14 protein-coding genes and 1 pseudogene are annotated in these 16,144 nt (G+C 33.9%); 6 read left to right on the top strand and 9 right to left on the bottom strand.

The annotated features are described in order from the left end of the window. Window positions 1-218: 218 nt before the first annotated feature. Window positions 219-800 (bottom strand): recombinase family protein, encoded by a 582-nt coding sequence (locus tag R4146_RS08735; protein WP_339961068.1) that lies wholly within the window; start codon window positions 798-800, stop codon window positions 219-221. Window positions 801-1,287: 487 nt separating this feature from the next. Between R4146_RS08735 and R4146_RS08730 the strand changes: the two genes are divergently transcribed. The 3 genes from R4146_RS08730 to R4146_RS08720 all read left to right on the top strand — a co-directional run bounded on the left by R4146_RS08730 (window position 1,288) and on the right by R4146_RS08720 (window position 6,637). Further along, entirely contained in the window at window positions 1,288-1,797 is a 510-nt protein-coding gene (locus tag R4146_RS08730; protein WP_339959675.1) for a helix-turn-helix domain-containing protein, read from the top strand. Next, window positions 1,761-2,663, top strand: coding sequence for an IS3 family transposase (locus R4146_RS08725; protein WP_339960653.1), 903 nt, complete (start codon window positions 1,761-1,763; stop codon window positions 2,661-2,663). Before R4146_RS08730 ends, R4146_RS08725 begins: the two co-directional genes overlap by 37 nt. Window positions 2,664-2,851: 188 nt before the next feature. Next, window positions 2,852-6,637 (top strand): mucin-binding protein, encoded by a 3,786-nt coding sequence (locus R4146_RS08720; RefSeq protein WP_339961067.1) that lies wholly within the window; start codon window positions 2,852-2,854, stop codon window positions 6,635-6,637. 983 nt (window positions 6,638-7,620) lie between these two features. Here R4146_RS08720 and R4146_RS08715 read toward each other — a convergent pair. From R4146_RS08715 to R4146_RS08705, 3 genes are all read right to left on the bottom strand, one after another. Next, the gene (locus R4146_RS08715) at window positions 7,621-8,430 is read right to left on the bottom strand and encodes an IS3 family transposase (protein ID WP_339961076.1); all 810 of its coding nucleotides are present in this window, start codon (window positions 8,428-8,430) and stop codon (window positions 7,621-7,623) included. A 2-nt stretch (window positions 8,431-8,432) separates the two neighbouring features. Further along, complete coding sequence (locus R4146_RS08710; RefSeq protein WP_339961066.1) at window positions 8,433-8,693, bottom strand: transposase; 261 nt, start codon at window positions 8,691-8,693, stop codon at window positions 8,433-8,435. A gap of 314 nt (window positions 8,694-9,007) precedes the next feature. Further along, complete coding sequence (locus R4146_RS08705; protein ID WP_339961065.1) at window positions 9,008-9,973, bottom strand: SEC10/PgrA surface exclusion domain-containing protein; 966 nt, start codon at window positions 9,971-9,973, stop codon at window positions 9,008-9,010. 306 nt (window positions 9,974-10,279) lie between these two features. On the opposite strand from R4146_RS08705, the gene R4146_RS08700 reads away from it, so the two are divergent. Next, on the top strand, window positions 10,280-10,432 hold the full coding sequence (locus tag R4146_RS08700) for a hypothetical protein (RefSeq protein WP_339961064.1): 153 nt from the start codon (window positions 10,280-10,282) through the stop codon (window positions 10,430-10,432). Window positions 10,433-10,716: 284 nt separating this feature from the next. Here R4146_RS08700 and R4146_RS08695 read toward each other — a convergent pair. The 3 genes and pseudogenes from R4146_RS08695 to R4146_RS08685 form a co-directional block, all read right to left on the bottom strand. Beyond that, window positions 10,717-10,959: pseudogene (locus tag R4146_RS08695) on the bottom strand (restriction endonuclease); the annotation flags it as partial. A 501-nt stretch (window positions 10,960-11,460) separates the two neighbouring features. Continuing rightward, entirely contained in the window at window positions 11,461-11,802 is a 342-nt protein-coding gene (locus R4146_RS08690; protein WP_339961063.1) for a hypothetical protein, read from the bottom strand. 13 nt (window positions 11,803-11,815) lie between these two features. Next, window positions 11,816-12,577, bottom strand: a complete 762-nt coding sequence (locus tag R4146_RS08685) for a ParA family protein (RefSeq protein WP_339961062.1) — start codon at window positions 12,575-12,577, stop codon at window positions 11,816-11,818. 472 nt (window positions 12,578-13,049) lie between these two features. Here R4146_RS08685 and R4146_RS08680 point away from each other — a divergent pair, with 472 nt between their 5' ends. Continuing rightward, window positions 13,050-14,009, top strand: coding sequence for a replication initiator protein A (locus R4146_RS08680; protein WP_339961061.1), 960 nt, complete (start codon window positions 13,050-13,052; stop codon window positions 14,007-14,009). 136 nt (window positions 14,010-14,145) lie between these two features. Here the strand turns inward: R4146_RS08680 and R4146_RS08675 are convergent, their stop codons facing one another. Both R4146_RS08675 and R4146_RS08670 read right to left on the bottom strand, forming a co-directional pair. Beyond that, window positions 14,146-14,580, bottom strand: a complete 435-nt coding sequence (locus tag R4146_RS08675) for a hypothetical protein (RefSeq protein WP_339961060.1) — start codon at window positions 14,578-14,580, stop codon at window positions 14,146-14,148. A 566-nt stretch (window positions 14,581-15,146) separates the two neighbouring features. Continuing rightward, window positions 15,147-15,569, bottom strand: a complete 423-nt coding sequence (locus tag R4146_RS08670) for a hypothetical protein (protein WP_339961059.1) — start codon at window positions 15,567-15,569, stop codon at window positions 15,147-15,149. A gap of 330 nt (window positions 15,570-15,899) precedes the next feature. On the opposite strand from R4146_RS08670, the gene R4146_RS08665 reads away from it, so the two are divergent. Beyond that, the gene (locus tag R4146_RS08665) at window positions 15,900-15,986 is read left to right on the top strand and encodes a putative holin-like toxin (protein ID WP_339961075.1); all 87 of its coding nucleotides are present in this window, start codon (window positions 15,900-15,902) and stop codon (window positions 15,984-15,986) included. The last annotated feature ends 158 nt before the right edge of the window (window positions 15,987-16,144 follow it).

The following is a 16,144-nucleotide window of genomic DNA, read 5'->3' as shown; positions in this document are numbered from 1 at the left end:
CATAATTTATCCTCTGGGCTAAATTACGTGCCAGTAAAAATTTCAGTCTTTGGACTGAATTTTTACCAGTGCATTTTTTATTCTTATGAATAAAAAATCATATTCGCAATTTGAGAATTTCATTTCAAATTAGCTCATATTTTTTTATCTTCAGATAAAAAAATAGAACGAAATTCCTCAAGAAATTTCGTTCTAAGTTCAAAATCACATCTATCATTTTACTTTCCACTATCTTTAAAAATTGAATTTACATAGAAAACCGTTCTAACCGATATTCCAAATGCTTTTGCGGTCTCCTCAGCCGTGTGAGACTGCTTATATTCATAAATAGCTGGGTACTTGTCCTTATTCTTTCCTGTGAGACGCGTCCTACGTCCCTCTCGGTAATTAGGATTATGCTTTTTAGCATATTTTTTACCCTCTTGGGTTCGATTTACAATCATATCTCTTTCCATTTCAGCAACAGCTAATAAAACGGTTGTCGTAAACTTCCCAATTGATGAATTATCAATAAGCCCAAGATTTAAAATGTTGATCTTAATATTTTTATCTTGTAGTTCGTTAAGTACATTAAGTGCTTCTCTAGTATTTCTAGCTAATCTATCTAGTTTAGTAACTACTAAAGTATCGCCCGATTTTAAAGCGTCCAATAGTTTTTGAAATCCTACTCGGTCTGTACTAGTACCAGTGTATTTATCAGTGTAGATATTCTTTTTTAATACACCATTATCCCTAAGGCCTTGGACTTGATTATCTAGTGATTGACCTAAGGTGCTAACTCTTGCATATCCATATTGCATTAGGAAGTCTCCCTTTTTTGCATAAAATAGTTGCATAACATCAATACCACTATATCAATGTTATCTATATATGCAAGAAACTAATAAGTTATTTGCACATCATGTTTTTCTGGATCAATAATGGCATCTTTCATCGCGCACCAAACGCAGAATGATTTGATATTTAGGGCTATATTCATCAGAAAGGTCGCGAGCGTTAGCTCCGTCCTTAATCATAGGAGCAATATTCCAAAAATAATTTTAACTAGTATATTAAATTTTATTTTATAAAAACGAACCTTTTGTATTATAATCAAATGCAAAATGGCATTTATTAACAATTGTAATAAAAAAATAAACATATAGTCATCGATAATGATTGTTTAACATTTGTATAAATCTTTTAATATAGTAAAGTGTACTATGTAGTATTAAGTTATTTATGATCGTAATAAAGCATAAATGCACTGCACCCCAAAGTTTGTACAAAACTTTGGGGTGTTTTTTTGTGTCTAAATATAAAGTAGAAGATAAATTAAATGTAATTAACGCATACCTAAACGGTATGGGATCGCAAATGGTGGCTAGAAACTTTGGAGTTAAAAGTAGAAATACTGTTTTATGTTGGGTTAAGAGTTACAAAAAACATGGACTAAATGGTCTTAAAAAAAGAAAGAATATAATCGAATACTCTACCAAAGAGAAACAATATATATTAAACTGGATGAAAACGACTAAATCATCTTATCCAGAGGCAGCTTATCATTTTAATATTCCTTCTCCATCAACTATCTGGACTTGGGAAAAACGACTAGAGCAAAAAGGTATTGATGGTTTATTGTCCCGAAGGGAAAGAAAAGCCATGACAAAAAGGAAAACTAACAAAGCCGAATCAAACAATACTAATACCGATAAAGAAAAATTGAAGAAGATTGAAGAAGAAAATTTAATGTTGAGAATAGAGAATGACTTCTTAAAAAAATTGAGGGCCTTAGACGACGAAGAAGACCAGAAGTAATTATTAAAATAATCGACGAACTAAGGCTGAAATACCATACCACTAAAACATTAATACTAAAGGCATTAAGGATATCTAGAAGTACTTATTATTATATTAGATCAATCCAAAATAAGCCTGATAAGCACGCTGAAATCGCTAAAATTATCAAGGATATTAAAGATAAAAATAAATCCTACGGATATAGAAGAGTGTGTTTAGAATTAACTAATCGTGGATACCGTGTTAACCACAAACTAGTATTAAAGATAATGAAAAAGAATAATTTACTATCTTCATCATATTCAAGAAAAACACGTAAGTATAATTCCTATCGTGGTCAGGTTGGAAAACTTAAATCAAATCAATTAAATCGAAGATTTAATACTGACAGACCATATCAAAAGCTCTGTACTGATATCAGTGAATTCAGATATGGAAATTGTGATATTAATCATCGTATTTATCTTTCACCTATTATGGATTTATTTTCTGGTGAAATAATATCCTATAACATTAGCAGCCATCCAAATATGAACTGTGTTATGAAACCGTTGAAAGAAGTTATTCAATTAGTTAAGGATTTACCATACAGAACGACAATTCATAGTGATCAGGGAGCTCAGTATCAAAGTCATATCTGGCAAAAAGAGCTTAAGAAGAATAAGATATTTCAAAGTATGTCCCGTAAGGGGAATTGTATAGATAACTCACCTATGGAATCATTTTTCCATATTATGAAAGCTGAAATCATGGACTGTAATTATGACTTTAAAGAAGATTTAATGTCGTCAATGAAAATATGGATTGATTATTACAATAATCATCGTATTAAAACAAAACTAGGCGGAAAGTCACCGGTTCAATACCGGAAACTTTCCGCCTAGGAAAAACAATATAATAATGTACAACTTTTGGGGTGCACATCAAAATGACACTGAGTATAATTGAAATTGTTTATCATGTATTAATATAGGTGATAATCAATTAAAAAGGATATATTATTTTTATTTAGGAGGACTAATTAATGAAATATAATAAATTTCAGTTTCAAAAAACAAAAGATAGAAAAAAAATGAAAAAAGTAAAAAAAAGATGGGTAGTTATTTCATTATCTACTTTTGCTTTAATAGGTTTTTCCTCATTATCAATTTATAATAGCGAATATGTAAAAGCTGATAGTACTGCTGTTCAGAATGCTGAACCTAAGACAGATTTCAACAGTTCTACTAGTTCTAGCGCTTCTTCTAGTGCAGATAGTTCCAGTTCTACTAGTTCTAGCGCTTCTTCTAGTGCAGATAGTTCCAGTTCTACTAGTTCTAGCGCTTCTTCTAGTGCAGATAGTTCCAGTTCTACTAGTTCTAGCGCTTCCTCTAGTGCAGATAGTTCCAGTTCTACTAGTTCTAGCGCTTCCTCTAGTGCAGATAGTTCCAGTTCTACTAGTTCTAATTCTAGTAGTTCTGATAATTCAAGTTCAGACCTCTTATTATCTTTAGAAGATAGAATGGCGGCTGATAATCAAGAGTATAGTTATAAATCGTTGGTATCTCAGGGTGTTATTAAAACAAACAATATTTCATGGTCTAATAATGACGGATCACAGTTACCTACTGGATATATTGATCTATTACAGGGAAATAGTGACAAAGTGACTACACTATCCTTTACCATAAATTCTAATGACATATTAAAAGAGGGGGACACCATAAGGATTCCAGTTTCTACTAACTTAAATAATCAACCTGGGCCTTATAATTTTAATATCAATAATTTAAATCCAGTTATTTACGATAGCGAAACAAAGAGCGGAATTTCTAAGGGTGTTTATTATGACAGTGGTTCTCAATCAATAGTTGTCCCATTAAATGATAGTACTTACGACGCATCTAAAGGACATAATATTACACTAAGATTCCAAACGTCTGGTGGGCAAGTATTTCCAAAATCTGCTGGGAATGGTAGTGATTTGTCATTCAGTGAAACAGTCGGGGATCAAACTCATAACTATTCATGGGCTGCTAAACCAACTCAACCAAATTTCGTAGAGAATAATACCTTGGGAGTTATGAAGGATTATGTAACTAATATAAATGCTAATGGTGTCTCTGTTAGAACTAATTTATCTAACTCTGATGGAAATCCATTTACACTCGCGGTACCACTAAATAATGGTAACGACTATATTCAAACCATTGATGTAAAAGCATCTACTACTGAGAATGGCAACATTGTACCAGTTTACATTGAAGATGGTGGTGGATTTTGGAACTATGTTGCTGTTCCAAGTGGTTTTGGTCCTGCTACTGAATCACCTGGCTGGACTAGTGGTGCAGCTAATAATTGGGGAGGTATGTCCAACGCTAGTTCTAAAATTGCACAATGGATTAGTAAAGTAGATGGTACTCCACAAGCTAATCAATATTCAGTTACTAGGTTAGCTAATAATGAACTAAAAATAACTATTAATTACGGAAAGAGTCAGTCTGTAAAAATAACTAAATCACAATTTGAAACATTGATGAAATCGCAATATGCAACAGTGTCTGATAGTGTAATTCAAGCAATGGAAAATAAATATTGTGACAGTGATGGGAATATAACACTTCCTTATACTATATCTGCAAATAACAATATTATTAATCCTAATAATAATAAACAACAGGTAAGGTATGATGTTACTTTTTCTGATAATAAGGGGGTTTATGATACTAAAACACCTACTTATACTACAGGAATGTTACAAAATTCTGCCGATGGTCAAACTGCTGTAATTACTAGATATGTAGATGAACAAGGAAATCAAATTGCATCTGATAATTCTCAACTAGGTTATGCTAAAAATAATGATACTTTTTCTGCTGATAGTGTAGATATTGACCATTATACTCTAGATACAACTAAACTTCCTGAAGGAGCAACCGAATCTAGCGACGGTAAGTACAGTGTCAAAGGTGTATTCCCACAATCTGATACTACGTATACTTATGTATACAAAGCTTCTACTGATTCTGTTAATGTAAAATATGTTTTAGATAAGGATGGAAATGTTAATACTAATAATGATTGGACTCCGATAGATAATGGTAATGATGATGTAACCGTTACTGGTCTTTATGGACAAACTTTTTATACATCAGCAAAAGATTATTCTGACAAAAATTACTATCTAGTTCAAGTTATAAATGGTCCTACAGGAACATTCACAGATAATAATCCAGACGTTACCTATGTATATGCTAGTTATAGATCATTTAATGTTAAATATATTGATCAAGATGATAATAATAATGTCATTGAAGATGATAGCATCAATAACGGTAAATATAACCAAAAGTCAACTTATAGTACAAGTTCAGAAATTAAAAATTGGGAAAACAAAGGTTATCAACTTGTTTCAGATGGGTACCCTTCTGATTATACGTTTGGATCCGATAATAATGAAACTTTCAATGTTATTTTAAAACATGAAACTAAAACGGTAACTCCTGATAATCCTGGTAACGTAGATCCAACCACGTTATCTAAAACCGTTACGCGGACTATTCAATATGTTGATGCTGACACTAACAATACGGTTTCACCTACAGTTACTCAGAACGTCAAGTTCACTAGAACTGCTACAGTAGATAGTGTAACTGGTAAAGTCGTTTCTTATGGGGATTGGACTGCAGATAATAATAGTCAATGGGCTGCAGTAACTTCACCTGATCTAAGTAGTAAGGGTTATAAGACACCAAGTTCAGTAGCGGCTAAGGACGTAACGGTTGATACATCTAGTGATAATGAAGTGGTTAAGTATGCTCATGATACAACCACTAATACTGCTACTGATCCTGGGAATGTTGATCCAAGTGAGTTGTCCAAGACAGTTACTCGTACGATCAACTACGTTGATAGTTCAACTAATCAAACGTTGGCTCCTGAAGTAACACAAAATGTTCACTTCACACGAACAGCAACGGTAGATAAGGTGACAGGTAAGGTCATTAGTTATAGTAATTGGATAGCAGATAATAATAGTCAATGGGCAGCTGTAACAGCCCCAGATTTAAGTAGTAAGGGGTATAAGACACCAAGTTCAGTAGCGGCTAAGGACGTAACGGTTGATACATCTAGTGATAATGAAGTGGTTAAGTACTCTAAGACAATAAACAGTGGTGCTTCAAGCAGTGCTAGTTCTAGTGCTTCAAGCAGCGCTAGTTCCAGTGCTTCAAATAGCGCTAGTTCCAGTGCTTCAAGTAGCGCTAGTTCCAGTGCTTCAAGCAGTGCTGGCTCCAGTGCTTCAAGCAGTGCTAACTCCAGTGCTTCAAGTAGCGCTAGTTCCAGTGCTTCAAGCAGTGCTGGCTCCAGTGCTTCAAGTAGCGCTAGTTCCAGTGCTTCAAGCAGTGCTGGCTCCAGTGCTTCAAGCAGTGCTGGCTCCAGTGCTTCAAGTAGCGCTAGTTCCAGTGCTTCAAGCAGCGCTAGTTCCAGTGCTTCAAATAGCGCTAGTTCCAGTGCTTCAAGCAGTGCTAGTTCCAGTGCTTCAAGCAGTGCTAACTCCAGTGCTTCAAGTAGCGCTAGTTCCAGTGCTTCAAGCAGCGCTAGTTCCAGTGCTTCAAATAGCGCTAGTTCCAGTGCTTCAAGCAGTGCTAGTTCCAGTGCTTCAAGCAGTGCTAACTCCAGTGCTTCAAGTAGCGCTAGTTCCAGTGCTTCAAGCAGTGCTGGCTCCAGTGCTTCAAGTAGCGCTAGTTCCAGTGCTTCAAGCAAGCAGCTACCACAAACTGGAGAATCAAATGAAAGTATGTACACACTATTAGGTATGTTAATGATTATGATTAGTGGACTACTTTCATTATTAGAATTTAAGCATCATAAAAAGTAATGAATTTATTAATATAAACTCACTAATATAGAAGGTGGAGATAAATCCCGACGGGTCTTGTCCTCACCTTTTTAGTTTGTCCTAAAATGGTAATGAATCATAGTTTTGAAGTGCAATGAGAAAGTTAGACATTGCATTAAATTTTAATATTGAATACAGACCTAAGGTATTATGTCTGTATTCAATATGAGTCAAGCCTTTAATTTTACTTTAAATGGTTAAACCAATTAACATATTAGAGATAATCTGTCTTAAATCATTGATATTATTGATATTTTGTCGGTTTATACATTCTTTTTTGAGAAAATTAAACCAACTCTCAATTGGAGCATTGTCATGACAGTCTCACTTACGATAGAAGACATCGACTGAGTTAAATTAAGAATTTTTAACATGTATTGATAACTTTTATTTTAATAATGTCAACCTTGATTATAGTGAATAATACATCTAATCCCATTAGGAACAATACTACTAAATGAAGTCAGTCATAGTAATTAGATTTAGATACTTTAAGTTCTTTTAAAACTTCATAGCTGCAACAACCATTAATGAGCTGCGGTTTAATCGATTCAAATATTTATTTCCGTTGTTTGCTTTCTAATGCTGGGCAAAAATTATCTCGGCTGATTTTAAAATATCATTTTCCCGCTTTAAAGCTAGTAACTGTTTTTAAGATATTTGCATATATAGATAAACAAAAAAAATAAGACCCACAATGAGCCTTATACTTTTTAATGCTATAATTAACTAGATGAGATAAACTCATCCATCTATATTTAAAGGTTGTGATGCTTTTGTCCAAGTTTTTGGATCAACACCTTGTTGGTAGCTATTGCAGTAGCTAATTGTTCGGGTGCCAGTAACGACACCACCAACAAAGAACAATTCTGTTGTTACTAGTTATTACAAAGTTATTGTATCTCAATTTAAAATTAGATGCAATAAACCTGCTGCTCCTATGTCAATAACTTGGACTAATTTTATGTAGTTTTGACCAAGCTAATTCTTTCATTGTTATACCATCTTACGTACCAATCAATACCTTCAATTGCCTCTTCTATGCTTTCAAACTTTGTTTGAAATACTAATTCACGTTTTAGCATTGAATGAAAGTTTTCAATGTAAGTATTGTCGTATGGATGACCTTTCAATGAATATGAATGCTTGATATTAAGTTTGTTTAATAACTTTTCAAATAAATCACTGGTATATTGACTTCCCATATCACTGTGTAAAAACATAGGTTTGCTAGTCTTTTTCACCGCTTTAAGCATAGTATTAGTTACTAACTCTGCAGTCATTTCATTACAAACCTGATGGGCAATAACCTTATGGTTATTAGGATTATAGACACTGGCTAAATAAACCCACTTGTGATTCGTTAGTGGAACATAGGTAATGTCAGCGCACCAAGCAGAACGCCAGTCCTGACGGACTAAGTTAGCACGCTGTTCATAATCATTATGGGTGGTTGGTTTGCGATATTTTTTGTTCATTACTGAATGAATTTTCATGGAATGCATTAGCTTCCAGACGGTTCTAGAGCTGACCTGTAATCCTTTATTTAAGAGGACTTGATGAATTCTGGGATACCCATAAACATAACGGCTTTGTTGCCAGGCAACTAAAATTTCTCGTTTTAAAATTAGATTATGATGATCACGTTTTGTTGGTTGATGATTAGTCCAATAATAATAGGTACTCTTAGGCATTTTAAAAGCTCTTAAAATGGTTGCTAAGCGGTGTCCATGTTCCAAACTATCTTTAATGAAGCCTAAGGCTTCATTAATTGTTAGCGCTTGCCAAGTAACACCGCGGCTCGTTTTAAAATTTCAAGTTCCTCTTGAGTCTCAGCTAACTTCTTTTCCATTTGAATATATTTTTCATATGAAATACTTTTACCATCAACATTAATCGTCTTGGCTTGCTTGATCCAACGATTGATTGTATTAGTAGAAATATTATAATCCTTAGCAAGTGAACTGATACTACGTCCTTGTTTTGCTAGTGCAATAATTGAATCTCTTAATTCTTTAGAATATGATTTTGGCATAATAAAAACTCCTTTAATAATAATTAAACCCGAAAGGGTACGACATAAAAATGGTCTATATTATTATCATAGGAGCACTTTTTGATGTCCAGTTCATTAGGATTGATAACTCTTTCAGCTTCGCGATACCAGCGAAGAATAGTTTGATAGTTAGGTCCGTCCCTCATCATTTTGATAATTGATTCTTTAAATTCATTTGTATATTTTCTCGACATAAAAAAAGCTCCTATAATTAAATTATACCGGATTTAAAAATCTTGTTCGGAATTTAATCATAGGAGCATTACTTTTTAATAATTATCACTGATGCAACATTAGAAAGGTTTAAAATCGACATTCACTTTTTTATTATGTGGAATCATAAAGAAATGTAATCCACCAAATTTATCAAAAGAAGTTCCAAAATAATTTGGTTGATATTTTTTATGAATGTCCAAATTCATCAATGCTGTAGCATGTCCCCAGTAGGATGGTCCATCTTCGAATAATTGTAAAGCTACAGAATTATAAATAGCATGTTTTAAAGCCGCCATTGATACATCTCTATTCTTTAATTTTATTTCTGTTAAACCTAGTGCAGGATTATCTGTATAGTTTTCTTCTGCAACATCTTTAATATTAAATTTACTACCAACTACTCTTCGAAAACGAGAATCATGACCAACTTTGCTACCGGTATTATTCCAATTATCTTGGCTATAGACATCTGCAACATTTTGAGCAGCTTTAACAGCATTATAAGAGCTCAAGTATTGGATCCCACCTAATTTTTTAATAATTGGATTGATAAGCGATAATGTAAAATTATTTAGTTCTACATTTTGAGCTTGAGTCACATGATTTAAATTAACTATTCTACTTAAATCACGCTTGCTAGGAGTAAATGAGTTCATTGCTAATCCTTGTAGACCAATTCTTCCAATCTTAATTTGTAATTTTGTGTTTTTCCAACTGTTCTTTTGCGCAGCTTTCTTTAGTAAGGCTATACTATATCCTTTTGGTAAATTAATTCTATTTTGAGGATTATTGCGAGCACTATAATTAACTTTTGTTACAAAGTTAGCATCAGAACCAGGATCTTGAATTGAATTACCTTTAATTTTTCGAGCTTGAGTTGGGATAAAATAATTTAAACTATTATTGCCTAATTTACTAATTGATTTTTTAGTTGCTATTGTTGCATCATCTGTGGTTTGTTGCTTAAATTTTTTAATTTGACTATTGATACTTTTGTTTGAATCTGCAGAAACATAACTATTAATAGTTGTTCCGCTTATCATTAAACTAATTATAGAAATCAATGTCATTTTAGATATAGAATGCTTCATAATAAGTTATTCCTCCAATAAAATCCATACAATATTTTTATTCATAATTCATACTTACTAAGTATAGCATTAAATTTAATTACGTAAAAAGTATTTGTCTGATAAAACTTAGTTTTATCTTCTTGTTTTCTCCTATGTCAAGTAATGGCATAAATTTTCTTAAACATTCATTCTAATTTGATTTCAATTATGCTCCTATGATTAAATTCCGGACAAAATTTTTAAATCCGGTATAATTTAATCAAAGGAGCTTTTTTTATGTCGAGAAAATATACAAATGAATTTAAAGAATCAATTATCAAAATGATGAGGGACGGTGCTAACGCTCAAGCTCTTTTGGATGAATATGGACCTAACTATCAAACTATTCTTCGCTGGTATCGCGAAGTTGAAATACTAATCAATTCTTAACGAATGGGACATCAAAAATGTACAAAAACAATTAATGGTTTTAAAGCGGGAGAATGATATTTTAAAATCAGCTACGATAATTTTTGCTAAGCATTAGATCATCAACAACGGTCATCAATGCTAGAGGTTATTAATTTTCACCTTCGTAAAGGTTATCGCATTTCTGAAATCCTAAGGAGTTTAAAAATATCCAGCTCTACTTACTATGACTGGTTAAAATGGCAACCTAGTAAACAAGCTCAGCACCATGAGGTGCTGAGGAAGCAAGCAATTCAGGAAATAATTCACACAATCACAAGCGCAATATGTTGTTTCTCATTTATCAAATTAATAATTATAAGCACATCATCAGCGTGTTTTAGTTGGGTTAAACCGATGATGGTGAAAGGTTTAGTAGTGTTCTTCAATGCTGCTTGAGCATTACGGTTCCATTCATCAGTAGTCGAAACGATAATTCCTGAAGCATAGTAACTCTTACTTGTTTCAGCAACAAATGTGTTAATCGCATTTTTACCGACTTTACCTTTGTAAAATTTAGCTTACACCGCTGTTAATTTACCTTCAAAATCACAGGCCACAATATCAACACCCGTGTTTACTTTTGAAATACCTAATTCATCAGGTACTTAATTTAGCATCCATACATCTTTATATTTTCACTTATAAATCTCATTCTTTAAGTAAGTCACCACCATTTTTTCAGAAGCAGTGCCTCGATCACGTTGATTATTGATATTATCATTAATTTGGGTGATCAATTCGTTAAACGTATCCATTAGTAATACTCCTTAAATTAATAGTAACTTTATTATACATGTTAAATAATGAACCTGAACACAATGCTTTTATAATAGACATAAAAAAAGACCTGAATAAAATCAAGACTTCTTAATATAGATGAAGGAATAACCAAAAGAAACTAAATCAATTAAATTAATTTGACTCTATACAAACCTATGAACAGTTTCTACAGCCCATATTTATTTTTAACTCTGTCACGATTAGCAATATTAAACTCAAATTAGTAACTAATTTGAATTTCTTCGATTATAGCCCCTATCATAGGCGTCTTTAATATCTTTATCAGATAAATAATGATTTATAACTAATTCCTTAATAACATCGCTTACGGATTCATCATCTTCAATTGCTTTAGATTTTAATTTACTTTGAATTTCAGGTGGTAAGTAAATCGTATATTGTTTGTAATCCTTAGTTTTAAGATAATAATCTTTGATTGATGAAAATGATCTAAGTTTATGTTCTTTAGGTTCTTTGGACTCTTTTGGGTCTTTATTTTTGAATAACTGATCTAAATCTGAATCCATGCTCAAATTTTCATTGCCAAATGATTTACGTTTATTAGTCATATTTAGCCTCTTTTCATAGTTCGTTTATTTTTTTAGATAATTCATAATATGCCTTACCAGCTTTATTGTTCTTTCTATATTCATAAGTTGACATATTAGCAACAGAAGCATCAGCCACATCAACTGACCGGGGTATTTCAGCTAGAATATCTAAATTATCGTGTTCAATATTTTCAATTGCATCTTTAGCATGATTAGTAGGTGTAATCATTGTAACGGCATATCCGAGCGTCTTTAAATCAGGTTTAATTTGTGATTTAACATCTCTAATTGTTTTCTTAAGCAATTGCATTCCTAATAAAGATTGATACTCTGCTTGAACAGGAATCAGTACATAATCACTTGCAGATAAGGCATTAACCGTTAGCAACCCACGTGATGGTGGGCAGTCAATTAGGATAAAATCATAATCGTCTTTAATGGTACTAATATTCTTAGATAACACTAACTCCCGTAATGTTGTGTTAACTAAATTTAATTCAGCGTCAGATAATTGTAAAGTCGTTGGTGCAATATCCATATTTTCCTTTAAATTAATAATAATATCTTGAATGCTCTCTTTACCAATCATTACATCAGTCATATTATCCATATGTTCCGAAATTAACTTTCTCATATCATATTTTATGCTGGTTAAACTTGCTTGAGGATCTAAATCAATAATCAGAACTCGTTTATCAAATTGCTGAGATAAATTTTCCGCTACTTCAAAAGTTGTCGTTGTCTTACCAACGCCACCTTTTTGGTTTGCAAAAGAAATAATTTTAGCTGTCATACAGACACCTCCTATTTTTTATATTATTTGATATTACAATGCATTTAGACATTAAAATATTATAATATTTTAATATTACTATATTAACCCCATTTGAAAGGTATTAATAGATAGTGAAGCTTTAAGTACTTTAATATTATAATATCAAAGTACTTAAATATCAAAGCATTAAGATATTAAAATATTATAGTATCATTAGCTAATGCCTAATTTATCACGATTTTAAAAAATATAATATTTACAAACAGTGATTAATGATATATTATGTAAAAAGAAAGCCCAACGCAATTAAGCATCGGGCTTTCAGATAAAAAATATTCGAATTAGGAATGGTAACAGTTGATGAGATTGGCGTCCTGAAACTGCTACCAAATCGTTTTGTGTACCTTAATTATATAATTATATAGTACATAAATCAAGACACCCCTAATTCGAATAGAAAAGAATAGGGGTTTTTTATATGCAATTCATTATGACAGACGTAGAACTAATCAATAACAAGGAACTAACTAACGATGACGTGGTAGCGTACGCACTACTATGTGACCGGATGAAATCATCACGTACCAACAGACAATTCTTTGACGCCAAACTCGATGATTACTACGTGATTTATACCCTAGCTGAACTAGCTGAAAAATTAAAGGTATCTATACGCAAAACAGGGGCTATTTTACGCAAATTAGTTAAACTTGGCTACATTATCAAGAAAAAGCAATTTAGCCGTGCAGATAAGCTATTTTTGCCCAAATTTGAGCGTCCAGAAGCGCAAAATGTGCAGCACGTAGATGCAGAATCTGCAGGTCCTAAAGTGCAGAATTTGCCACCTAATCATAGTCACTTAAACCAGAGTGATAAATCAAAGATTTATACAAGTGACACAGAAGACGCCAGAGAAACGCCAATTGAAAAATGGAGAAATGCTGTAATTGGTTCGACAAAGTTACCGGGATTAGCAATCGATGCCATTCTTAAATATACCGATGGTGATTTAAAGCAAGCCTATAAGCTAGTTGGACTAATCCACAAGGCTAAGCATTTTGTTGTTAACAACAACGGAATTAAGAATAAATCATTTACTAAGTATGAACGCAATGAAAATATTCAAGTTAATTTAGGTGCTAGACTGATGCATGTGTTTTCATACGCGCGCAATAAGCGTAATGAACTGGCTTATATCATGTCTTGCTTGAAGACTTTCTTCTTAGAAGCCTTTGGCCTAGTTAAAGACGAACTTGAGAAACCAGAAGCAGAATCTAAACAACCGCACAAAGATTTACGCCCCCAATGGATGAAAGATCGCGAGAAATACGGTCACGATATTGTAGAGGAAGTGGATCCGGAAGAGAAAAAGCGTATCATTACTAAGATTGAAAAGCTAAGAGCGGAAGTACGTCAAGATCAAGCAGAATATCAGCGTAGGAATTGCTAATAGTGCATTATTAGCCTGTCATACGGAGGTTTGTAAAGAACATCACGATATGACTATAGCTAACATGCTGGTGATAAAAACAAAGCAAAATAAATAAAAAAAAGGCCCTGCATAGCAGGGCGTATTAAAAATTAGCTTAATCACTTATCTGGTTTAAAAATGTTAGAAAGTCTTTCTTAACAGCTCCAGATCCATTAGAGTCTAATAGATCCATATCGACCACATCAGCATTGGTGTCATGGGTTAAGAAACATACTACGTCAAGGGGCTCCCTAATGTGAAAGATGGGCAGTTTTTTACCTGTGTGTTTCTGCCAGTCCATCAGACCGGCATACAGCAAGCTGTCGGGGTCAATGATGCCGAGCAGTGGATCAGAGGCTAACTCGTCGTCAATGCGTGCTTGATAGAACCCATCGTCTTCGTCCGTTTCTTTAGGATTAAGTTTACGGATGAGGGTTTCAATGACTTCATCAATGCGTTCATCGCCTGGAATGATGGGATAGTGGGTACCAGATGGGTAATAGTACTCAAGTTCGTTAAAAATGCGGTTATCAATTAAGATATGAATCACTCTCCTTTTATATTAGTCAAAAACTAAATCCCACCCCACTTGGGTGGGATTTAGATGTGATTCATAACCGATGCATCACGGGGCACCTACCCCATATAGGGCTATTCTGTAACGGGGGCCTAACCCCTTGATGTTATGGGTTTAAGGGGCCCCATTGGTTATAGTTCATCCCTATACGTGTTGAAAAAAAGGCCCGCAACCATCATTGGTTACGGGCTCCTCTTTTAAAATCCTGCATGTATCATATCCAATACGCCTAACAGATCACGATTAGTCCATACACCTAAATCGGGGCAATCATTGGCGTAATATACTTCATGCTCATATCGGCGCCGATCTAAGATTACACTTTGGATGCTGTTATGGCAGTCAGTGAACGCATCTTGGTCGGCCTCTGGCATAGGCTGCGTCTAAGGCTTCATATAACGCGTCTAAGCGCTGTCCGCTGTCGTGTAGATCAAGCCGCTCACACAGGGCCCGCCACGTTTGATCGTGTCCGAAGTTTTGATCCAATAATTTAATATCACATCCATCTGATGCGCATGTTTTTAGATACTCTTCTAGTTTCATGCTTCCACCGCCCTTGCTACGTTGTCTTCAAGGGCGTTGCTGATGAAAGAGTTGCTAAGATACGAATAGTAGATGTTTAGTTCAGTCCCATTGTTTAGCACCTCATCGATGAGCCAATCTTTGACGTAATAGATATGACCGTGATAGTCACTACTTGCTTTGGCTAAAATTGGCGCTATCTGTGTTAAAATCAGTTGTTCTAGCGGGGTGGTGGCATCCGATCTAAGTTCACTGATTAGTTCATCGGGGGTTTGACCGGTGCAGACCACGTCACGAACCTTGAACTGCTCATTCAAAGATTCATCTAAGCACTCGTTAAGTTCAGGGTAGGCGCTTAAATCAAATGGATCGCTGGGTAGTTTATCGGCGTCTTTCTTGAGTTTCTTGATAAATACTTTTAAATTTTTTGAATAATTCATAATATCACGTCTCCTTTTATTTTTATCATTACAATCAAAAAAGCCCATGCCTTTTGGCATGGGGGAGAAGTTATTAGCATGTGTCTTTTGTCTACATCCCCACTTATGGTGGTGATGGCGATTAAGGTTTTGTTATCAGTTTTATATTCACTTGTTTTAACAGCATTTTTACTAAGAGGTAAATTATAAGTGCGCATTAGCTCTCATCATTATGTATGATATAATTTAAAATGGTTAGTAAGAAGTTTTGAGGGCGGTGGCTCGCAATTTTCTTAGGAGGTGGTGCTGTGCATCATAAAAAATCTTCGAAAGGATTGCGTACCAGTTACGATGAGTGTTTATCAAGCACTTATGTTGATGTTTACGTTCGGCATGTTTTTACTTGCATTGCTGGAATACATCAATAAAAAAAAGTAACAAAAAACCGCCCCGAACTTTTGACATGGTTTGAGTGGGCGGATTAATTTCTGTTAAATTCCAATGAGTCACTGCCTTTGAAGCAGCTTGCTGATCAAGACGTCCTGACGGCTATCAGGGCGTCTTTTTTATTTATGACTTTATTATAGCTGTAAACC

Source organism: Nicoliella lavandulae (genome assembly GCF_037546185.1).
Taxonomy (GTDB): domain Bacteria; phylum Bacillota; class Bacilli; order Lactobacillales; family Lactobacillaceae; genus Nicoliella; species Nicoliella lavandulae.
This window is presented reverse-complemented; position numbering and strand designations above follow the sequence as displayed.